The following is a 19,454-nucleotide window of genomic DNA, read 5'->3' as shown; positions in this document are numbered from 1 at the left end:
ATCCTCCTTCACTGATTCAGAGAAGCGTATTCTCATCGAAAGAGAGTGGCAATGCGATCGCGGAGGACGAACTTCTTGACCTTGCCGCTGGGGGTGCGCGGGAGGTCGTCGACCGCGTGGATCTCCTCGGGCCACTTCTGCCTGGCCAGACCGGCCCGTTCGAGGTGCAGCCGCAGCTCGGCCAGGCCCGGCGCGGACCAGCCGGGCAGCAGGCGCAGCACGGCCGCCGCACGCTCCCCCAGGCGTACGTCGGGCACACCGACCACGGCCGCCTCCGCCACGCCGGGCAGGCCGAGCAGGGCCTCCTCCACCTCCAGGGCGCTGATGTTCTCACCGCCGCGGATGATGACGTCGGCCTTGCGGTCGGTGATCGCCAGCCAGCCGTCCGCGTCGAGGGCGCCGATATCGCCCGTGCGGTACCAGCCGTCGGCGTCGAAGGCGGCCCGGGTGAGGTCGGGGTCGGTGTAGCCGAGGCACAGATCCGGTCCGCGGGTCAGGATCTCGCCGTCCTCGGCGAGCCTCAGCTCGACGCCGGGCAGGGGCAGCCCATCGGTGTGCAGGCGTTTGTCCGCCGGGCCGTCGTAGGGGGTGCAGGTGACGGAGGGGTGCTCGGTGGAGCCGTAGGCGCGGAAGACGGAGATGCCCAGGCGCTCCAGCCGGGTCGTCACGGCGGAGGGCACGGCCGCGCCGCCCAGACCGGCGTACCTCAACTGCGCGATGTGCTCGGGGGTGCAGTCGGGGTGGTCGAGCAGGCTGGTCATGTAGTACGTGGCTCCGCCGCCGACCGCGAGGCCGTCGGAGCGCAGGAGGGCGAGCGCCCGGGCGGGGTCCCAGGTGTCCCCGAGGTTGACCGGGGAGCCGTCGAGTACGGGGATGAGGAAGGCGTTCACCATGCCGATGAAGTGGCCGACCGGTGCGACGGTGAACTGCCTGCCCCGGTCCGGCGGGTAGCTCGCGGCCAGCTGGCGGGTCTCGTAGCCGAGGGCCTGGTGGCTGTGCACCACACCTTTGGGGTCGCGGGTGGTGCCGGAGGTGAAGGCGATCAGCGCGGGCCCGCCGGGGTCGACCGGGAGGAGGCCGGACATCGGCTCGTCGGCGAGCAGGGCGTCGAAGTCGCGGCCGACGACGCCGACGATCGGCACCTCGGCGCACAGGTCCGGCCGGAAGGAGAACCGGCCGAAGCGCTCGGGGGCGAAGAACGCCTTCGGACGGGTGGCCCGGAGGATGTGGCGGACTTCCTTGGGGCCGTAGAAGTGGACGACCGGGACGACGATGGCGCCGAGGAAGGCCGAGGCCCAGAACACGGCTGCCGCCTCCATCCAGTTGGGCAGCTGCATCACCACCACGTCACCGGGGCCGACCCCGCGCTCCCGCAGACCGGCGGCCAGCCGCCGGGCGACCCGTTCCACCTCCGCGAACGTCCCCGACCAGGGCCGCGCCTCGGAGTGCACGCGGAACTCCACATCCCCCGCCTTGCCCAGGCCGCCGGTCAGCATCTCGCCCAGGGTCTCGCGGGTCCACCAGCCCTCGGCCTCGTAGCGCGCGGCCAGTTCGGCCGGCAGCGGTCGCAGGGCACCGGAGGGAATCGTCGACATGGCAGGGGCTCTCCTCTCGCACACGACGGCGCACGCTGATGAGCGTATGAGAATTGCACTCTCCCATGACGAGAAGGTAAGTTCCACACATGGCACGCGACCACGGCTTCCATCCGGTGCGGATCACCCGGATCGTCGACGAGACGCCGGATGTGCGCACCTTCACCCTCGACGCGCGTTTTCCGTACCGGGCCGGGCAGTTCCTGACGTTCAAGGTGTGCGGGACGCTGCGCAGCTACTCGATGTCGAGTTCACCCGACACCGACGGCGAGATCCGCGTGACCGTGAAGCGCGTGGCGGGCGGACTGGTGTCCGGGTGGATGCACACGAAGCTGAGGCCGGGTGACGTCCTGGAGGCCACTCGGCCTACCGGGTCGTTCTGCCTGCGCGAGGGCGCGGCGTGGCGGCCGTTGGTCGCCTATGCGGGCGGAAGCGGGATCACACCGGTGTTCTCCCTGGTCAAGAGCGCGCTGGCGACGACCGACCGGCCCGTCATGCTGCTGTCGGCCCATCAGAACGCCGGGGCAGCGATCTTCCGTGAGTCGCTTGACGCGCTCGCCGAGCGCCACGCCGGCCGGCTGCGGCTGCGCTGCCATCTCGACGACCGGGACGGGCTGGTCACCGGGGACGAGATCCGAGCCCTCGCCGACGGCCATGCCGATGAGGCGGACTTCTATCTGTGCGGTCCTGAGCCCTTTATGGCGCTGGTGGAGAACACCCTGACCGCCCACGGGGTGGCCGCCGAGCGGATCTTCGTCGAGCGGTTCGCGCCCGCGGAACCGGGCGCCGCGCCCGACCGCCCCGCCACGCCCGACCGCCCCGCCGACGGCAGCGTAACCGTCGATCTGCGCGGCCGGCGTCGTACCGTGCCGCAACGGCACGGCGAGACGTTGCTGCAGAGCGCCCGACGGGCCGGTTTCAGCCCGCCCTTCTCCTGTGAGTCCGGGGACTGTGCGACCTGCATGGCCCGGCTGACCGACGGCGAGGCCAAGATGCGCGTCAACAACGCCCTCGACCCCGACGAGGTCGAGGCGGGCTGGGTGCTCACCTGCCAGGCCGAGCCCACCACACCCGAGGTGACCGTGGTGTACGAGGACTGACACCCACAGGAGCATCCGCACCCACCGACCACCGTCGACCGACCGGAAGGGCCGCGCATGGTTGAGCTGGAGTTGGAGGACGGCCTGGCCGTCGTCACCATCGACCGACCGCACGCCCGCAACGCCATCGACCCGAACACCATGGGCGAGCTGGAAAAAGCCCTGGACATGGCCCAGGGCGCGATGGCGCTGGCGGTGACCGGGGCGGGCGAGAATGCCTTCGTGTCCGGCGGGGACCTCAAGGAGCTGGCCCGGTTGCGCACCGAGCGGGAGGCCGCCGACATGGCCCTGCGCATGCGGGCGCTGTGCGACCGGATCGCCGCCTTCCCCGGCCCGGTGCTGGCCGCGCTCAACGGGCATGCGCTGGGCGGCGGAGCGGAGCTGGCGGTCGCCGCCGACATCCGCGTCGCCGCTGACGACATCCGGATCGGCTTCAACCAGACCAAGCTGGCCATCGTGCCCGCCTGGGGCGGCGCCGAGCGGCTGGCCCGTCTTGTGGGGCCGGGGCGGGCGCTGCTGCTGGCCGGCACCGGCCGGGTCATGGCCGCGGCCGAGGCCGAACGGCTGGGCCTGGTGGATCTCGTACTGCCGCGGCCCGCCTTCCAGGACGGCTGGCGTGAAGTGGCACGCGCCCTCGCCACCCCGCAGTCCCGCGAGATCAAGACCCTCACGACCCGGACGCGCCCACCGCGCGAGGCCGCCGCGGCCTTCGCCCGGCTGTGGGTGTCCGAGGAACACTGGCAAGCGGCGGAGAAGGTGATGTCCCGTGGCAAATGAAGTCCGCGTCGAGGACGGGCCGTTCGGACCCGAGGTGTGTCCGGAGGGAGGCACCTCGGAACAGACGGTGCTGTTTCTGCACGGCGACCCACGGCTCGGGGGAAGTCCTCAGGACGCTCTGCCGACGGCTCGCGAACTGGCCAGGCTCACCGGTTGCGCGGTCGTCTGCGCCCGCTATCGTCCACACTTCCCCGAGGCGGTGGAGGACGCGTACGCCGCCTGGGAACACTGCCACGGCCAGGGCCCGGCGGCGGTGGCCGGCAAGCGCCTGGGCGGGGCCCTGACCGCGGGCCTGCTGCTGCGGCTGCGCGACGAGGGCGCGGCACCGCCGTCCTGCGCGGTGCTGTCGTCGCCGCTGCTGGACTTCACGCTGGACGCACCGAGCCTGCTGCTCAACGCCGCAGCCGACCGTACGGTGGACGCCGAGGCGCTGCCGGTCCGCGCGGCGGCGTACGCGGGCACGACACCGCGCGACCATCCGCTGCTGAGCCCCCTGCACGGCAACCTCCACGGTCTGCCGCCGCTCCAGCTCCACGCCGCCGGTACGGAGGTGCTGCTGGACGACACGCTGTCCTTCGCGACGCGGGCTGCGCACTCGGGGGTCGCCGTGGACATACGCATCTACGAGGACGCGTCCGCGCAAGGGCTGCGCCAGCTGGGGGCGATGGCGGAGTTTCTGCGCGCCTGGTCGCCGAGCGCCGCGGTCACGCCTCGCGGATGAGGCCGCCGTCCTGATGCAGACGCGCCCCGGCAGGCAGGCCCCGCCGGGGCGCGTTCACGTCAGGACCCGGCCGTGCTGTCGTGATGGACCTGCCCGCCCTTCATCACGAAGCACACCCGTTCGGTGACGGAGATGTCCGCGAGCGGATCGCCGGGGACGGCGATCACATCCGCGAGCAAGCCGTCCCGCAGCCGCCCCCGGTCGTCGGCGTCGATGAGCTCGGCGGCGACGGTGGTCGCGGCGCGCAGCGCCTGGAGGGGCCGCATGCCCCGCTCGACCAGGGCGAGCAGTTCCAGGGCGCCCTTGCCGTGCGGGATGGCGGGAGCGTCGGTGCCCAGGGCGACCTTGACGCCGCGCCGGATCGCGCGTGACGTGGACTCGCGGGCGCGCGGGAAGACGTCCGCGGCCTTCGCCTGGAGCGCGGGGTCCGCGTGGGCGGTGTTCATGCCTTCGGTGAGGTAGGTGGTGGCGACCAGGAAGGTGCCGCGCTCCACCATCAGGTCGAGGGTGGCGTCGCTCGCGAGGAAGCCGTGTTCGATGCAGTCGATACCGGCCTCGACGGCGGCCCGGATCGCCGAGTCGCCCATGCAGTGCGCGGCCACCTTCACCCCCGCCCGGTGTGCCTCGTCGACGATGGCGCGCAGTTCCTCGTCCGAGTACTGCTGGGCGCCCGCCGGTCCGGTGTGCGACATGACCCCGTTGGAGGCGCACACCTTGATGACCTTGGCCCCGTACTTGATCTGGTGGCGGACCGCCTTGCGCACCTCGGCCACCCCGTTGGCGATGCCCTCCTCGACGGTGAGCGGCAGCACCCCGGGCGCGAAGGCCTGGAACATGGTCGGGTCGAGGTGACCCCCGGTCGGCGCGATCGCGTGTCCGGCGGGCACGATCCGCGGGCCCTCGGTCCAGCCGAGGTCGATCGCCTTTTTCAGCGCGACATCGAGGAGGACGCCCCCGGTCTGCACGAACAGACCCAGGTTCCGTACGGTCGTATAGCCGCGCCGGAGGGTGCGGCGGGCGTTGGCGACCGCGCGCAGGGTGCGCAGCGCCGGGTCCTCCTGGACCGGGATGAGGGGGCTGCGGTGGTCGGGGCCGCCGAGGAAGAGGTTGACCTCCATGTCCATCAGGCCCGGCAGCAGGGTGACATCGCCGAGGTCGCGCACCACCGTGCCCTCGGGGAGCCGGGCGGGCCGCCCGACCTCGGCGATGCGGCCGTCGACCACCAGCACCTCGCCCGGCTCGACGAGTTCGCCCGCGTCGATGTCGAGCAGCCGCGCCGCGCGCAGGAGCACGGGCGGTTGCGGTGTCCTCGCGCGCGCCGCCATCACACGGCGGGTTCGACGACGGCGTCGATGCTGGAGGGACCGCTGTCCGGGACCCGTGGCTGGCCCCATGCCTCCACCGGGAACGCGACGGTCACCAGCGAGCAGAACGCCCACAGCAGGTGTTTGTCCTGGTCGCCGATGCCGTCGAGGCTGACCTGCTCCAGGTACGCGGTGCCCTTCCGCAGCAGGGGGAACGCCACGTCGTAGAAGGCCTGCAGCTCCTCCATGGTGCTCGCGACGCGCTTGGCGTAGCGGGCCCGTTCGCCCTGGATCGCCCAGTCCGCGAAGGGCTCCAGCTCATGGAACTCGGCGGGAAAGACCATGGCCATGTCTGCACTCTCCGTGTCTGCTCGCTGGGCGTCTCAGGATGCGGGGACCGGCGCCGCGGACTGCTCGTAGGCGCGCACGTACTGCCGCGCGGTGGTGTGCAGATGGCGCAGCAGAACCTCCTGGTCGCACAGCGGGAACTCGTTGACCGTGCGCGATTCGAGCATCGTCTGGGTCGCCTCGAGGGTGTTGCCGTCCTGTAGGCCGTACTCCTTGAACGACACCACCGCGAGTTCCTGCTGGAGGCGCTGGAAGGCGTTCTCCGGCGGTACGAAGTAGGCCGTGCCCTCGAAGATGTGGGTGTTGTACGAGGTGGGCCAGTAGTGGTAGGTCAGCACCCAGTTCGGCCGCCAGATCAGCAGCATGAAGTTGGGGAAGAACACGAACGAATCCATCCCCCACACCTTGCTGCGCGTCGGGTTGATCGCCGGCGGCAGCTGTTCGGTGGTCAGGCCGATGTCGGGCGCCTCCCAGGGGCCGAACAGGCCGCTGCGCAGGGCCCGTTCGACGGGCTTGACCATCGCCCGCTCTTTCGGGGGCGCGATGCCGCCCCACGACGAGACCAAGCTGTGCGGGCCGTCGATATCGTAGGACAGCGCCTCGTACCCGTACTTCTTGATCTTGGCGGCCTCCTCGGCCACGTACTGGCCCGAGTGCAGGATCGGCGCGTGGTAGAACTCGGCGAACGCGTCGATGAACAGCTTCCAGTTGCTGCCGATCTCGGCACGGTACCTGTGCACCTGGGTCAGCTTGTGGAAGGGGTAGCCCTCGATGCCCTGGGCGAACTTGCCCAGGTAGTCGCGGAGCGGCGTGGTGTTGTCGGGATCGAGGTTCACGAAGACGAACCCCTCCCACACCTCGGTCCGCACGGGGAGCAGCCCGTACTTCGACTTGTCGATGTCGAAGAACTCCGACTCCTGCTGGACGAAGGTGAGCTTGCCTTCGAGGTCGTAGCGCCACGCGTGGTACTTGCAGGTGAAGGCGCGGCAGGTGCCCTTGGTCTCCTCGCGGGGATAGTCGTCCCATACCAGCTTGTTGCCACGGTGCCGGCACACGTTGTGGAACGCGCGCACCTCGCCGTCCGAGCCGCGCACCACGACCACGGAGGCACGGGCGGCGTCCAGCTCCTTGGTGAAGTAGCTCCCCTTGCGCGGCAGTTGCTCGACGCGCCCGACGTTCAGCCAGGTCCGGCGGAAGATGGCGTCTCGCTCCAGCTCGTAGAACTCCGGCGAGATCGAGTCCGCGTAGGAGACCGGCTCCGTGTCGATCTTGAAGTGCTCGGTCCAGCTGCCCTCGGGGGGCTTCGGGAAGTGCGCCATGGGTCGGAACCTCCGGTCGGTTGACCCCGCAAAGATAACAGTGATCTCAGATTCGGAGAATACCGTTTCCGTAAACTGGCAATGATGGTGTTCAGGGCCGTGCCCTTACGCCCCGGCTATGGGTGGAGGAGATGGCGGATGTACGACGGCGAGTGGCAGCGGGTCGGGTTCGTGGGGCTGGGCAGCATGGGCGGTGTGCTGGCGTCGAACCTGGTGCGCTCGGGCTTCGAGGTCGTCGCGTACGACGCGGCCGGCCCCGCTCGCACCCCGCCGGGCGCCCGGTGGGCGCAGGGCCCGGCGGACGTGGCACGGGCGGCGGACACCGTGGTGCTCAGCCTGCCGGACGGCGAGGTCTGCACCCAGGTGGTACGGGAGCTGGCGGGCGCCCGCGACCGGCGTGTCACGCACGTCGTGGACACCTCCACGGTCGGCGTGACGGCCGCACGGCAGATGGCCGCCATGCAACTGGCATACGTGGACGCGCCGGTGTCCGGCGGGGTCGCCGGGGCCCGCAACCGCACCTTGATGGTCATGTACGCCGGCACGGACGGGGACTGCGCGCATGTCGAACCGGTGCTGGCCGGGCTGAGCGACCGCCGCCGCCGGGTCGGCGACCGGCCCGGGCAGGCGCAGGCGCTCAAGCTCGCCAACAACTTCCTGTCAGCCACCGCCCTCGCGGCCACCAGCGAGGCCGTGGCCTTCGGGCAGGCCGCCGGGCTGGACATGGCCGTGATGCTGGACGTCCTCAACGCCTCCAGCGGCCGCAGCGGGGCCAGTGCCGACAAGTTCCCCGACGAGGTGCTGACCGGGCGCTACGCCGCCGGCTTCAGCAACACGCTCATGGCCAAGGACGTACGGCTGTATCTGCGCGAAGTGGGCAGGCTGGGCGGGGCGGCGGCGGTGGCCTCCGTCATGGAGACGGTGTGGGAGGCGTTCTCCGCCACGGAACCGGGCGCCGACTTCACCCGTATCTACCCCTTCGTCGCGGGTGACTGAGGCCCGTCGGCCGCCTCCGTGCCGAGCAGCGCGGCCAGCGCCTCGCGGATGACCCGCGGATAGCGGTCGGCGTCCCGGTCCACGAGCCACAGCTGAGGGACGCCCTCGATCAGGCAGTGGACGGCGGTCGCCGCGGTCCGCGCGTCGAGGCCGCTGGGCAGCCGCTCCCCGTACCGCTCGATCAGCCGCTCGGTGAGATGGTCCTGGATGGAGCGGCAGCGGTCCCGTACATATCCGGCGGCCGGCTCCTGACCGGTGATCGCCTCGGCGACCATCACGTTGTGGACGGTGGCGAAGCAGGGGTGGTCGAGTTCGAAGGCGACGACCTCGGCGAAGTCACCGGCCCAGTCCTCGCCGACCGGCCGGTCGGACAGATGCTCCCGGACGCGCCGCTGGCGGAACTCCATGATCTCCAGCAACAGACGCTTCTTGCTGGGGAAGTAGTGCAGTACGCCCTGCCGGGTGAGGCCGACGCGCTCGGCCACCGCGTCGATCGAGGTGCCCTTGAACCCGCGTGCGCCGAAGACCTCCAGCGCCGCCTGAAGGATTTCCTCACGCTGTGCGGACACCACGTCTCGCCCCTTCCGCCGTTGGACAGGTGCCCGCTCACCCTACGGACGACCGCCGGGCGCGACGAGGGGGCGTACCGGGCCGCACGAAGTCCTCCGCTTTCAGGCCGCCTTCCGTGGCCGCCAGAACACGGCGAGCAGTCCCGCCGTCGCGACCGCGCCGACCCCGAGCACCAGCCCGGCGCCAGCCCATCCGGTCACCGCGATGTCCGCAACCTCGTCCAACGCGTACGTCCCGGGTCCCCAGGCGCCGAGCGCCACCGCGAGCACGCCCAGGACGAGGACCTACTCGTAGCCCTCCTTGAAGACGAAGAAGCCGTGCGGCCGGTGCGCCAGCAGCCCGGCGACCAGCATCACCGAGAGCACGGCCGCGCAGGCCAGCGGGGTCAGCAGCCCGGCGACGAGCAGGGCGCCCGCGCCCAGTTCGGTGAGCACGCTCAGCCATGCCTTCAGTCGCGGGCGGGTCAGCCCGAGGCCCGCGAACCAGCGTGCCGTACCGGTGATACCGCCCCCGCCGCGCCAGTGGTTCCAGCCGTGCGCCACCATGACCGCGCCGAGCACGAGCCGTACGGCCAGCAGGGCCGCGTCCGATGCCTCACCCATCGCGCCGCCCCCGCTCCGTGGGCAGCGCCCGTACGCCGAGCGCGCACTCCTCGACGAAGGCCAGGACGTGCAGATGGTAGGCGAGGGCGGTGCGGCCGACGCTGGTGTTGTGGCCCGCGCCCGCCTGCTCGTGCGGCACCACGCGGGGCGAGCCGGTGAACATCGAGGCGAGGTCGGCCAGGCCCTCCGGGCCATTGGCCCACACCTGCTCATGCTCGGCGAGGGTGAGGTGCACCGGCACCGGTACGCGGGCCGCGAGCCGGGCGAACTCCTCCTGCCAGCCCTCCCGGCGCCCCTCGTACGCGGGTGAGGCGGCGCCGATGTGCCGGCCGCCGTGCACGTCGGGCGGGTACGCGTCCGGCGGGTGCCACAGCGCCCGGCGCAGATTCGGCCGGGTGCGGACCGGATCGCGCCGCCACTCCTCCATCGCGCTCAGCGCGTTCGGATGGTGGCTGCGGCCCATCCCGGCCAGCTCCACGCCGAGCAGCCGCGCGCCGCGCGGATCGCTCGCCATGCGCACGGTGAGTTCGCCGCCCGCCGAGTGCGCCCAGAGAAACGTACCGACCCCGCGTGCACGGTCGTCCAGCAGCGTCTCCACGGCCTCGAAAACGAAGTCGGTGCGCTGCTCGGGTGTGCGCATACGCTCCTCGTGGCCGGCCGAGCTGCCGTAGCCCGGGCGGTCCAGGGCGACGACCGTGAAACCCGCCGCTGCGGCGGTGCGCAGCAGGGACAGCCGGGGGTGTCCCGGGTGGTCGAAGTAGGCGGAGGTGGTGGCGCCGCCGTGCAGGGCCACGATCACGGCCTGCGGCCGGGGCGCCTCGGCGACCAGCGCGGAGGCGGGGACGCCCCGCACATCCACCACCTGCTGGTGTACGCGGGTGGCGAGTTCTGGTTCGAGAGAGGTCATACCGCCGTCCCGGAAGTCATGCGTCCTGATGTCATGCGCCCGTCCTGAGCAGGAGTACGCCGCTGGGTGTGAGGCCGCCGCTGGAGACCACCGCGGTGCGCGCGCCCGCCACCTGCCGCGCCCCGGCTTCGCCGCGCAGCTGGAGTACGGCCTCGTGGAGCAGGCCCATGCCGTGGGTGCGGCCGTGCGAGAGCTGCCCGCCGTGCGGGTTCAGCGGCAGCGGCCCGTCGGGGGCTATGTTCTTGCCGCCGTCCAGGAAGTCGCGCCCCTCGCCGATGCCGCAGAAACCAAGCGCCTCGATCCAGGACAGACAGTTGAAGGTGAAGCCGTCGTACAGCAGCGCCACGTCCACGTCGGCGGGGCGCAGTTCGGTGCGGGTCCACAGATGGGCGGCCTGGCCGAGCACCTGGGGCTCATGGGTGAGGGAGGCCTGGTCCCATTCGGGGCGCTCCACGATCCGCGTGCCGACGGCCTCGATCCGCACGGGCGGTTTGGGCGCGTCCGCGGCCGTCTCGGCGGCGGAGACGACGACCGCCACCGCCGCGTCGCACGGCACATCGCAGTCGTACAGCCCGAAGGGCGTGGCGATGGGGCGGGCCGAGAGGTAGTCGTCCATGGTGAGCGGAGCGCGGTAGACCGCGTCCGGGTGGCGGGCGGCGTTGGCGCGCTGGTTGAGGGCGATCCAGCCGAGGGTTTCGCGGGTGGTGCCGTAGCGGTGCATATGCCGCTGGGCGTTCATCGCCAGCATGATCGCGGGCGAGACGGCGCCGAAGGGCTTGAACCAGCCGTCCGGGCCGGTGGAGGGCGGCATACGGATCCGGCCCTGCTTCAGGAGTTCGGCGTACGTCGCCTCCCAGACCGTACGGAAGCACAGCACATGGCGGGCGAGGCCGCCCGCCACCGCGAGCATCGCGGCGATCACCGAGCCGCCGGGGCCGAAGGTCTCAGCCGCGCCGTTGTGCCACACCGGGCGGATGCCGAGCGCGGACTCCAGCGCGGTCACCCCGCCCTCGGCGAAACCGCCGTAGGCGCCGCCGCCGGGGTAGCTGGACAGGCCGTCGATGTCGTCGAGGGTGAGCCCGGCGTCGGCGACGGCCTTCTCGCAGGCCTCGACGGTGAGTTCGAGGGGCGGGACCATCAGGCGGCGGCCGATACGGGAGGCTCCGGCGCCGCTGATGACCGCGCGCTCCTCGAACTTGCGCGTCACCGGCGCGGCCCGCGGGCTCTCGGGGATCGGCTCGTCGGCGGGGAGGGGGGATGGTCCGGGCTGTTCGGCGCACGGCCGGAACAGCGGCAGCCACGCGTCCCCGGCCCGCTCGAAGGCCACCTCCATACGCATCCCGAGCCGCAGGTCCTCCGGGGCGCAGTCGACGACGTTGGTCGTCAGCCGTATCCGCGGGTCCTCCTCGATCGCCACCTGGGCGACGACGAAGGGGGTGGGCAGGCCCGGGAACGGGAAGCGGTGGTTGACGGTGAAGCCGATCAGCGTCGCCCGGCCGGACACCTCACGGATGACCGTGTCATGGCTCCGGCAGTGGCGGCAGACGGGCTGCGGCGGGTGGATCAGGCCGCGGCAGGTGGCGCAGGAAAGGAAGCGGAGCCGTCCGTCGCGGCCGGAGGCCCAGAAGAACTCGGTCTCCTGGGTGGTCTGCGGCTGCGGACGGACGGCTCCCGGTGTGCCGCTCAACGGATCTTCGCCTCCGCCTTGCGGACGGTGACGGGCTCCGCGAGCCCTTGCTCGTCACAGGCCCGCTGAAGGGTCACCAGCGTCTCCTCGAGACCCGGCCCCAGGCGCTCGCCGGGGGTGAAGCCGGCCGGGAGGTGGCGCATGCCCTGGATGACACCGATGGTCGGGTAGTGGACCGTGCCCTCGGGGTCACAGACGAAGTCCGGGATACGGTCGAGGACGTGGACCAGCATCCGTTTGAAGACCGTACGGGCCACGTTGGAGCCGATGCAGCGGTGGATGCCGAGGCCGAACGCGGTGTGCCGGTTGGCGCCGCGGGCCAGGTCGACGCGGTCGGGGTCGGGGAAGACGGACGGGTCGCGGTTGGCCATCGCCCAGGACAGCCACAGCCGGTCGCCCTCCTTGAACTCGGCGCCCGCGAGGGCGCAGTCCCGCGCGACCGTACGGCCGTCACCGGGGGCCGGGGTGAAGTAGCGCAGGAATTCCTCGGTGGCCGTGTCGAGCAGGGTGTCGCGCTCGTGGCTGAGCCGGGTGCGCTCGGCGGGGTGCTGGGAGAGCCATTCCAGGGCGTGCGCGGTCAGGGCGGTGGTGGTGTCGAAACCACCCCCGATGAGCAGCGCGAGGGCGCCGACCAGGTCCGCCTCGGCCGGGGCCCGGCCGTCGATCTCCATCCGGACGACGGCGTCGGCCAGGCCGGGGCGCGGGTGGGCGCGGACGTCCTGGATGGTGGCCGCGATGTCCTGGAGCATCGCCCGGTGGGCCTGCACCACGCGGGCCATCTCCGGGGAGTCGGGCGGGGTGTAGACACCGGAGTGGGCGGGCTCGTTGTACAGCTCCCACTTCTTGAGCGGGATGCCCATCATGGCGAGGGTGAGAACGGCGGGGACGATGTTGGCGAGGTCGTCGACGAAGTCGATCCGGCCGGTCTCGATCCGCTCGTCGAGGCAGGCGCGGGCGATCTCGTCGACGAACGGGATCCAGCGCGTGACGGCCGCCGGTGAGAGGTAGGGGTTGAGGGCGCTGCGGTAGGCGCGCTGTTCGGGCGGGTCCATCTCCAGAAAACCGCCGCGGATGCCCCTGCCGCGGGGCGGCGCGGGGATGCTGATGCCCTGGTAGCCCCGCCGTTCGCCGTGTACGTCGTGGTCGTTGGAGAGCGTGTCGCCGGCCCGGGCGAGGGCCAGCAGCTCGCGGTTGCCGGCGGCCACCCAGTGCCCGCCGTAGGTGTCGGACCAGGCCAGCGGGCAGCGGGCGTGGAACTCCCGGGTCTGCTCCTCGAACCGGTGCCGGTACTCGGGGGCGTGCCGGTCGAAGTGGACCCGGGGTTGTTTACGGGCTCGGCCGTCGGTCGGGTCCGGTGCGTCCGGTGCGGTCATATGTGCCTCCGTTTCGGTGCCTCGTGGCCGCTCAGGTGACGCTGATGGCGCGCTCGGGGCAGGAGCGGACGGCCTCGACGACCGCGCTCTCCTGGCCGGTGGGCACCTGCTCCGTGACCGGCGAGGAGTGCCCGTCGATCTCGCTCAGCTCGAACACCTCCGGGGCGCGCATCGCGCACAGGGTGTGGCCCTGGCAGCGCTCGGGGTCGACGCGTACCTTCACCTGGCTCATCTCCCTCGGGGTCAGGTCGGACTCGGGGTCAGGTCAGATCGGACAGGGACTTGCCGACGTCGGCGAGGGTGACCGGCTTGCCGTAGTCGCCCCGGTACTTGTAGGCGGGCGCATCGCAGCGGAAGGCGCCCTTGTCCGGTTTGAAGTCGGCCGCCCGCCACCCCTTGGTGGTCGCCTCGACGACCAGGTAGCACGTGGGCGACTCCTTCGACGTCAGGTCGAAGGGGGCCTGGAGGCCGCCCGCCGTCCAGTCGGTGTTCTTGCGCGCGTTGTCGTATACGCACCTGCGGGTGAGCTCGGCGCAGTCACGGGCGGCGGTGGCGAACAGCAGCCAGGCGGAGAAGGCGCGCAGCGCCGGGTAGGTGACCTGTTTGCCGGGCGCGTACTGCTTGAACAGGTCGATCACCTGCTGGGTGGCGGGGCTGTCGGCCGCGCTCTCCACCGGGACGGTGGCGAACAGTTCGGCGTAGTTGTGCTGCTTGGCGAGGGCCGGGCCGGCCAGTTGGGTGAAGGCGGGGCCGTAGACGTTGCTGTTGGCGTCGATCCAGTCGGGCGCGTAGCCGATGTTGGTGAGCGCCTGCTCGAGTTTGGCGAGGCTCGCGAAGTCGCCGAGGAAGATCAGGCCCTTGACGCCGTTCTTCTTGATGGACTGGGCGTACGGCGTCCAGTCGGCGACGCCGGACGCCGGGTACAGATCGCTGTAGTCGGCCTTGCCGCCGAGCCCTTCGACCGCCTCCGTGAACTGGGCGGCCATGACCTTGGTGACGGGGGAGTCGCCCGCGATGATCCCGACCTTCCGCGCCGAGCCGGGGTACTTCTCCTTCAGCAGCCAGGTGTAGTAGCCGGAGTACTGGAAGTACCCGGCGATCGGTGCGGCGGCGATGACCTGGAGGTCGGAGCCGATGGCGCCGATCTGGCTGGACTGGCCGGGAAAGTTCGGCAGGAGGCACTTCAGCCGGTCCTTGACGCCGAGGCTGTCCAGCGCCGCGCCGCCGCCGACCAGGGCGAAGTCCGCCTTGCAGGCCTCCAGGGTGCGCTGGCGGACCTCCATGAGCTTGGTGTCGCGCGTCACGGGGGCGATCTCGCGGCCGTTGATGCCGCCCGCGTCGTTGCACCAGGAGGTGAACACCTCGGCGGCGTCCACGAATTCCGACTTCTTGGTGAATCCCATGTCGGTCATGACGCCGACCTGGATCTTCTTGTCGGTGACGCCCTGGACGTCCGATGCGGCGTCCGATGCGGCGTTCGATGCCTTGGCGGTGCCGGGGCCGCATACGTTCTTCAGGGTGCCGAAGTCGCCGTTCGCCTTGGAGGAGGCGCCCGCGGTGGGGCTCGCCGAGCGGGCGGTGTCGGTGTCGTCGTCGGAGCGGGTGGAGCAGCCGGCCAGCAGCACCGCGACCGCGGTGACCGCGCCGATGAGCAGTCTGCGCATGGTGTCTCCTCGGGGAGGCTCGGACAGTGGAGTCCGAGAGAGACTTCGGATGAGGATCAGGTGATCGCGCCCCGGGCCTTGAGGGTGAGGATGCGGTCCCAGTCGTAGCCGAGTTCGGTGAGGATCTGCTCGGTGTGCGCGGCGAACTCGGGGGCGGGTTCGAGCCGGGTGTCCCGCACGTCGAACTGGACGGGGCTGGCCACCAGTTCGAGTTCGCCGGCCTGTCCGACGTAGCCGTTGGCGCGCACCTGTGCGTCGGCGGCGGCCTGGAGGGTGTCCTGGACGGGCGCCCAGGGGCCGTCGAGCGCGGCAAGGCTCTCGGACCATTCGGCGAGGGTGCGGGTCGCGACGGTCTCGCGGAGGATCTTCACCGCGTCCGCCGTGTGCTCGGCGATCGACTCGGCGGTGGCGAAGCGCGGATCGTCGGCGAGGTCGGGTCGGCCGAGGCAGTGGCATACGTTCGCCCAGAACCTGGCCGGCTGGAGCATGACGAAGGAGACGTACCGGTCGTCGGCGGTGCGGTACAGCCCGGACAGCGGGTTGGTGGGCGAGCCGTGCCCGCTCGGGGCGATGCCCTCCCACGCCCGGTCGAGGTGCAGGGACAGGCCGATGGCATGGCCCATCGCCCACAGACCGCTGCCCAGCAGGGAGACGTCCACCACGCTCGGCTCGCCGGTGCGTTCGCGGCGCAGCAGCGCGGCGGCGATGCCGCCGGCCAGGTTGGTGCCGGAGATGGTGTCGCCGTAGGCGGGGCCTGGCGGGCTGACCATGCCTTCGGTGCCGGGCGGGGTGATGCTGGCGGCCGTGCCGGCGCGGGCCCAGAAGGCGGTCATGTCGTAGCCGCCCTTGCCGGACTCGGGGCCGCGCGGGCCCAGCGCCGTGCCCCGGGCGTAGATGATCCGCGGGTTCACGGCGCGGATGTCGGCGACGTCGATGGCGAAGCGGGCGCGGGCGGCGGGCAGAAAGCTGGTGAGGAACACGTCCGCGCCCTTGGCCAGCTCGTACAGCACCTCGCGGCCCTCGGGCGTGGCGATGTCCAGGCCGAGGGAGCGCTTGCCGCGGTTGGCGTGCGCCACGTTCGGGTTGGGGTCGCCCTCCACCACGAAACTGCCGGTCCGGCGCAGTCCGCGCTGCGGGTCGCCGTTGACCGCGTGCTCAACCTTGACCACGTCGGCGCCCCAGTCGGCGAGCACGGCACCGGCCGAGGGCACGAAGCCGTACATGGCGACTTCCAGGACGCGGATCCCCTCCAGCGGTTTCACGGCCGCTCCTGGGGGACCACGACGCGCGCGAAGGACTTCTCCTCCAGGAACTCCTCGAATCCGGAGCGTCCGCTCTCCCGGCCGACACCGGACTGCTTGTAGCCGCCGAAGGGCACATCGGGGGCGAAGTAGTTGCCGCCGTTGATGGAGAACGTGCCGGTGCGGATGCGGCGGGCGAGGCGGATCGCGCGCTGCTCATCAGCGCTGTGCACGGCGCCGGACAGGCCGTACTTCGAGTCGTTGGCGATGCGTACGGCGTCGTCCTCGTCGTCGTACGGGATCACCGCGAGGACGGGTCCGAAGACCTCCTCCTGGGCGATCTCACTGCCAGGGTCGACGTTGGCGAGGAGGGTGGGCTCGTAGAAGAATCCGGGGCCGGTGGGCTTGCCGCCGCGCACCAGGGTGGCACCGGCCTCGACCGCGCGCCGGACCATGCCGTCGACCTTCTCGCGCTGCTGCTCGCTGATCAGCGGGCCCATGTTCGTCTTGAGGTCGGTGGGGTCGCCGATGCGTACGCGCTCCATACCGGCCGCGACCAGTTGCACGATCTGGTCGTGGTGTTCGCGCGGGACGAGGAGGCGGGAAGTCAGGGCGCAGCCCTGACCGGAGTGGGAGCAGATGGTGAACGCGGCGAACATGGCGGCCTTGGCGAAGTCCGCGTCCCGAAGGACGATCATGGCGGACTTGCCGCCGAGTTCGAGGAAGACCCGCTTTACCGTGTCGGCCGCGGCGGCCATGATGCGGCGGCCGGTCGTGGTGGCGCCGGTGAAGGTGACCGCGTCGACGTCGGGGTGGGTGGTCAGAACCGCACCGACCTCGGCGTGCGAGGAGCTGAGGATGTTGACGACGCCGGGCGGGAGGTCGGTGTGCTCGGCGATGAGTTCGCCGAGGGCGAGGGTGGTCAGCGGGGTCTGCGGGGCGCCTTTGAGGACCACGGTGCAGCCGGCGGCGAGGGCGGGGGCCAGTTTGGCGAGCGCGAGCTGGTTGGGGAAGTTGTACGGCAGGATCGCGGCGACGACGCCCGCCGCCTCCTTCTCCACCCAGCGGTGATGACGCTGGCCGCGCGACTCGATCTCGCCGAGATCATCGCTGAACTCATAGCCTTCGAGCAGGTCGGCGTAGTACTTCACGATGCCGATCGGCTCGTCGAGCTGCGGGCCGTGAGTGAGCTGACGGGGCGCGCCCACCTCGGCGATGGTCAGCTCGCGCAGCTCCTCGCGGTGCTCGTCGAGGGCGGTGTGCAGCTGCCGCAGACAGCGCAGCCGCAGTTCCTTGTCGGTGGACCAGCCGGTGGTGTCGAAGGCGCGGCGGGCGGCGGCGATCGCCGCCTTGGCGTCGGTCTCCGTCGCGTCGGGGGCATGGCCGAGGAGTTCGCCGGTGGCGGGGTTGTACGACGGAAACGTCGTGGAAGGGGCGTCGGCGGCGAGCAGTTTGCCGTCGATCAACTGGCGCTTGACGAGGGGGGCGCTCACAGCCGCACCACGGATCCGCCGTCGACGGCGATGACCTGGCCGGTGACCCAGGCCGCGTCGTCGGAGAGCAGAAACAGCAGGGCGCCCGCCTGGTCGGCGGGGGTTCCCATGCGCTTGAGGGCGAAGGACCGCACCATGGCCGTGCGGTGCTCCTCCGGGATGATGCTGCGGGTCGCCTCGGTGTCGGTCGGGCCGGGCGCGATGGCGTTGACACGGATGCCGCGCCCGCCGAGTTCGGAGGCGAGGGACGCGGTGAGGTGGTTGATACCGGCCTTGGCGAGGCCGTAGAAGCCGGTGGCCTGCCAGGCCGCGGTGGACGACTGGTTGACGATGGCCGCGCCCTCCTCGAGGTGCGGCAGGACGGCGCGGGTGACGTACAGCGCGCCCAGCAGGTTCACCTTCAGGAACCGGTCGAGGTAGTCGTAGTCGACGGTGACGATGCCCTCGCGGCGCATACCGTGGAAGATGGCGGCGTTGTTGACCAGGTAGTCGATCCGCCCGCATTCGCGGATCACCGTATCGGCCAGCGCCTCGGCGGAGGCCGGGTCGCAGACGTCGACCTTCACGAACAGGGCGTTGCCGATCTCCTTGGCGACGCGCTGCCCCTGCTCCTCGTTCAGCTCGGCGACCACGACCCGCGCACCCTCGGCGGCCAGCGCCTTGGCATACCCCTCTCCGATGCCCTGTCCGGCCCCGGTGACGATGGCCACCTTGTCCTTGAACCGCATCCCAGCCTCCTTGCTCGGTTGGCCCGGAAACTACATTCTCTATTTGAGCGAAGCAAGGATTCAAGCAAGAGAACATGATGCTCTCGACTTCCACCCGCCCCCACTTGAGAATATGATTCTCGAATACGGAAGGGGTGTTTCCATGATCGAATCGAGGGCCTTGACCCCGTCGCTCGGGGTGGAGTTCACCGGTGTCACCGACCCGCTCGACGATGCCTTCGTGCAGCGCTGCGGCGAAGCCCTCAGATGGCGGGGGGGTGCTCCTGGTCCGGGGACTGCACCTCGACGACGAGCGGCAGCTGGCCTTCAGCCGCCGGCTGGGCGAGGTGGTCGCACTGCGCGGCAAGGAGATCTTCCCGATCTCCATCAACCCGGAGAAGAGCAGGACCGCCAAGTACCTCAAGGGCGCGTTCCACTGGCACCTCGACGGCACCAGCGACGATGTGCCGATCAAGGCGACCACGCTGACCGCCCGCCAGGTCGCCATGGTCGGCGGCGGCACCGACTTCGCCAGCACCTACGCGGCGTACGAGAACCTGCCGGAGAAGGACCTCGAGCGCTACGACGGCCTGCGTGTGGTGCACAGCTTCGAGGCCGCGCAGCGGCTGGTCACCCCCGATCCCACCGAACAGGAGCTGGCCGGCTGGCGCACCCAGCCCAGCCATGAGATGTCACTGGTGTGGCGGCGCCGCGACGGCCGCCGCTCACTGGTCACCGGCGCCACCGCCGACCACATCGCCGGCATGGACCCCGACGACAGCCGGGCCCTGCTGGACGAGCTGCTGGACTGGACGACTCAGGAACGGTTCCGCTACACCCACGACTGGGCGGTCGGCGACCTGGTGGTCTGGGACAACACCGGCATCCTGCACCGGGCGCTGCCCTACGCCGAGAACTCCGAGCGGCTGCTGCACCGCACGACCGTCGTCGGCGACGAGGCGTTCGTATGAGCGTGTCTTGGCGCGCTGCGCGGGCTGGACTGAGGAGCCGCGCAGCGACGAAGGAGCGAGCAGTGACGAGGGAAGCCCG

20 protein-coding genes are annotated in these 19,454 nt (G+C 71.2%); 5 read left to right on the top strand and 15 right to left on the bottom strand.

All coding sequences use genetic code 11. The annotated features are described in order from the left end of the window. Positions 1 to 32: 32 nt before the first annotated feature. A complete protein-coding gene (locus ACWDSL_RS14335) occupies positions 33 to 1,595 on the bottom strand; it encodes an AMP-binding protein (protein WP_450485141.1) in 1,563 nt (520 codons plus the stop codon). An 89-nt stretch (positions 1,596 to 1,684) separates the two neighbouring features. Here ACWDSL_RS14335 and ACWDSL_RS14330 point away from each other — a divergent pair, with 89 nt between their 5' ends. From ACWDSL_RS14330 to ACWDSL_RS14320, 3 genes are read left to right on the top strand one after another with little or no spacing between them, the layout of a single operon-like run. Next, positions 1,685 to 2,695, top strand: coding sequence for a 2Fe-2S iron-sulfur cluster-binding protein (locus ACWDSL_RS14330; protein ID WP_450485139.1), 1,011 nt, complete (start codon positions 1,685 to 1,687; stop codon positions 2,693 to 2,695). A gap of 57 nt (positions 2,696 to 2,752) precedes the next feature. Next, complete coding sequence (locus tag ACWDSL_RS14325) at positions 2,753 to 3,472, top strand: enoyl-CoA hydratase/isomerase family protein (RefSeq protein ID WP_450485137.1); 720 nt, start codon at positions 2,753 to 2,755, stop codon at positions 3,470 to 3,472. Continuing rightward, positions 3,462 to 4,193 carry an alpha/beta hydrolase fold domain-containing protein gene (locus ACWDSL_RS14320; protein ID WP_450485135.1) on the top strand — a complete coding sequence of 244 codons (732 nt, stop codon included), beginning with the start codon at positions 3,462 to 3,464 and terminating at the stop codon, positions 4,191 to 4,193. Before ACWDSL_RS14325 ends, ACWDSL_RS14320 begins: the two co-directional genes overlap by 11 nt. 59 nt (positions 4,194 to 4,252) lie before the next feature. On the opposite strand, the gene ACWDSL_RS14315 is transcribed toward ACWDSL_RS14320, so the two are convergent. Genes ACWDSL_RS14315 through ACWDSL_RS14305 form a run of 3 tightly spaced genes read right to left on the bottom strand, consistent with a single transcriptional unit; the run spans position 4,253 to position 7,164 of the window. Continuing rightward, positions 4,253 to 5,485, bottom strand: a complete 1,233-nt coding sequence (locus ACWDSL_RS14315; RefSeq protein WP_450485133.1) for an amidohydrolase family protein — start codon at positions 5,483 to 5,485, stop codon at positions 4,253 to 4,255. A 32-nt stretch (positions 5,486 to 5,517) separates the two neighbouring features. Then, the gene (locus ACWDSL_RS14310) at positions 5,518 to 5,847 is read right to left on the bottom strand and encodes a hypothetical protein (RefSeq protein WP_450485131.1); all 330 of its coding nucleotides are present in this window, start codon (positions 5,845 to 5,847) and stop codon (positions 5,518 to 5,520) included. Between the two features lie 33 nt (positions 5,848 to 5,880). Beyond that, entirely contained in the window at positions 5,881 to 7,164 is a 1,284-nt protein-coding gene (locus ACWDSL_RS14305) for an aromatic ring-hydroxylating oxygenase subunit alpha (RefSeq protein WP_450485130.1), read from the bottom strand. Between the two features lie 138 nt (positions 7,165 to 7,302). On the opposite strand from ACWDSL_RS14305, the gene ACWDSL_RS14300 reads away from it, so the two are divergent. Continuing rightward, positions 7,303 to 8,160, top strand: a complete 858-nt coding sequence (locus ACWDSL_RS14300; protein ID WP_450485128.1) for an NAD(P)-dependent oxidoreductase — start codon at positions 7,303 to 7,305, stop codon at positions 8,158 to 8,160. On the opposite strand, the gene ACWDSL_RS14295 is transcribed toward ACWDSL_RS14300, so the two are convergent. From ACWDSL_RS14295 to ACWDSL_RS14245, 11 genes are all read right to left on the bottom strand, one after another. Further along, on the bottom strand, positions 8,136 to 8,729 hold the full coding sequence (locus ACWDSL_RS14295; RefSeq protein ID WP_450485126.1) for a TetR/AcrR family transcriptional regulator: 594 nt from the start codon (positions 8,727 to 8,729) through the stop codon (positions 8,136 to 8,138). The two genes, ACWDSL_RS14300 and ACWDSL_RS14295, sit on opposite strands and share 25 nt — an antisense overlap. Before the next feature lie 102 nt (positions 8,730 to 8,831). Next, positions 8,832 to 8,999: a hypothetical protein gene (locus ACWDSL_RS14290; RefSeq protein ID WP_450485124.1), complete on the bottom strand. Its 168-nt coding sequence runs from the start codon at positions 8,997 to 8,999 to the stop codon at positions 8,832 to 8,834. A gap of 15 nt (positions 9,000 to 9,014) precedes the next feature. Beyond that, positions 9,015 to 9,332: a DoxX family protein gene (locus tag ACWDSL_RS14285; RefSeq protein ID WP_450485122.1), complete on the bottom strand. Its 318-nt coding sequence runs from the start codon at positions 9,330 to 9,332 to the stop codon at positions 9,015 to 9,017. Beyond that, a complete protein-coding gene (locus tag ACWDSL_RS14280) occupies positions 9,325 to 10,239 on the bottom strand; it encodes an alpha/beta hydrolase (protein ID WP_450485120.1) in 915 nt (304 codons plus the stop codon). Before ACWDSL_RS14280 ends, ACWDSL_RS14285 begins: the two co-directional genes overlap by 8 nt. A 31-nt stretch (positions 10,240 to 10,270) precedes the next feature. Then, the gene (locus ACWDSL_RS14275; protein WP_450485118.1) at positions 10,271 to 11,926 is read right to left on the bottom strand and encodes a thiolase C-terminal domain-containing protein; all 1,656 of its coding nucleotides are present in this window, start codon (positions 11,924 to 11,926) and stop codon (positions 10,271 to 10,273) included. After that, on the bottom strand, positions 11,923 to 13,299 hold the full coding sequence (locus ACWDSL_RS14270; protein ID WP_450485116.1) for a cytochrome P450: 1,377 nt from the start codon (positions 13,297 to 13,299) through the stop codon (positions 11,923 to 11,925). Before ACWDSL_RS14270 ends, ACWDSL_RS14275 begins: the two co-directional genes overlap by 4 nt. Positions 13,300 to 13,330: 31 nt before the next feature. Next, a complete protein-coding gene (locus ACWDSL_RS14265; RefSeq protein WP_450485114.1) occupies positions 13,331 to 13,531 on the bottom strand; it encodes a ferredoxin in 201 nt (66 codons plus the stop codon). Between the two features lie 28 nt (positions 13,532 to 13,559). Further along, entirely contained in the window at positions 13,560 to 14,963 is a 1,404-nt protein-coding gene (locus ACWDSL_RS14260) for an ABC transporter substrate-binding protein (RefSeq protein ID WP_450485112.1), read from the bottom strand. A 56-nt stretch (positions 14,964 to 15,019) separates the two neighbouring features. Next, entirely contained in the window at positions 15,020 to 16,225 is a 1,206-nt protein-coding gene (locus ACWDSL_RS14255; RefSeq protein ID WP_450485110.1) for a CaiB/BaiF CoA transferase family protein, read from the bottom strand. Beyond that, entirely contained in the window at positions 16,222 to 17,697 is a 1,476-nt protein-coding gene (locus tag ACWDSL_RS14250; protein ID WP_450485108.1) for an aldehyde dehydrogenase family protein, read from the bottom strand. Before ACWDSL_RS14250 ends, ACWDSL_RS14255 begins: the two co-directional genes overlap by 4 nt. Further along, complete coding sequence (locus tag ACWDSL_RS14245; RefSeq protein ID WP_450485106.1) at positions 17,694 to 18,425, bottom strand: SDR family oxidoreductase; 732 nt, start codon at positions 18,423 to 18,425, stop codon at positions 17,694 to 17,696. Before ACWDSL_RS14245 ends, ACWDSL_RS14250 begins: the two co-directional genes overlap by 4 nt. 257 nt (positions 18,426 to 18,682) lie before the next feature. Here ACWDSL_RS14245 and ACWDSL_RS14240 point away from each other — a divergent pair, with 257 nt between their 5' ends. Further along, positions 18,683 to 19,375: a TauD/TfdA dioxygenase family protein gene (locus ACWDSL_RS14240; protein WP_450485104.1), complete on the top strand. Its 693-nt coding sequence runs from the start codon at positions 18,683 to 18,685 to the stop codon at positions 19,373 to 19,375. Positions 19,376 to 19,454 lie beyond the last annotated feature (79 nt).

The organism is Streptomyces sp. NPDC000941 (assembly GCF_053599555.1).
This window is presented reverse-complemented; position numbering and strand designations above follow the sequence as displayed.

Coding starts and splice junctions, on each gene's coding strand:
- ACWDSL_RS14335 (WP_450485141.1), bottom strand. CDS start 1,595: ATGTCGACGATTCCCTCCGGTGCCCTGCGACCGCTGCCGGCCGAACTG.
- ACWDSL_RS14330 (WP_450485139.1), top strand. CDS start 1,685: ATGGCACGCGACCACGGCTTCCATCCGGTGCGGATCACCCGGATCGTC.
- ACWDSL_RS14325 (WP_450485137.1), top strand. CDS start 2,753: ATGGTTGAGCTGGAGTTGGAGGACGGCCTGGCCGTCGTCACCATCGAC.
- ACWDSL_RS14310 (WP_450485131.1), bottom strand. CDS start 5,847: ATGGCCATGGTCTTTCCCGCCGAGTTCCATGAGCTGGAGCCCTTCGCG.
- ACWDSL_RS14305 (WP_450485130.1), bottom strand. CDS start 7,164: ATGGCGCACTTCCCGAAGCCCCCCGAGGGCAGCTGGACCGAGCACTTC.
- ACWDSL_RS14300 (WP_450485128.1), top strand. CDS start 7,303: ATGTACGACGGCGAGTGGCAGCGGGTCGGGTTCGTGGGGCTGGGCAGC.
- ACWDSL_RS14285 (WP_450485122.1), bottom strand. CDS start 9,332: ATGGGTGAGGCATCGGACGCGGCCCTGCTGGCCGTACGGCTCGTGCTC.
- ACWDSL_RS14280 (WP_450485120.1), bottom strand. CDS start 10,239: ATGACCTCTCTCGAACCAGAACTCGCCACCCGCGTACACCAGCAGGTG.
- ACWDSL_RS14270 (WP_450485116.1), bottom strand. CDS start 13,299: ATGACCGCACCGGACGCACCGGACCCGACCGACGGCCGAGCCCGTAAA.
- ACWDSL_RS14265 (WP_450485114.1), bottom strand. CDS start 13,531: ATGAGCCAGGTGAAGGTACGCGTCGACCCCGAGCGCTGCCAGGGCCAC.
- ACWDSL_RS14260 (WP_450485112.1), bottom strand. CDS start 14,963: ATGCGCAGACTGCTCATCGGCGCGGTCACCGCGGTCGCGGTGCTGCTG.
- ACWDSL_RS14245 (WP_450485106.1), bottom strand. CDS start 18,425: ATGCGGTTCAAGGACAAGGTGGCCATCGTCACCGGGGCCGGACAGGGC.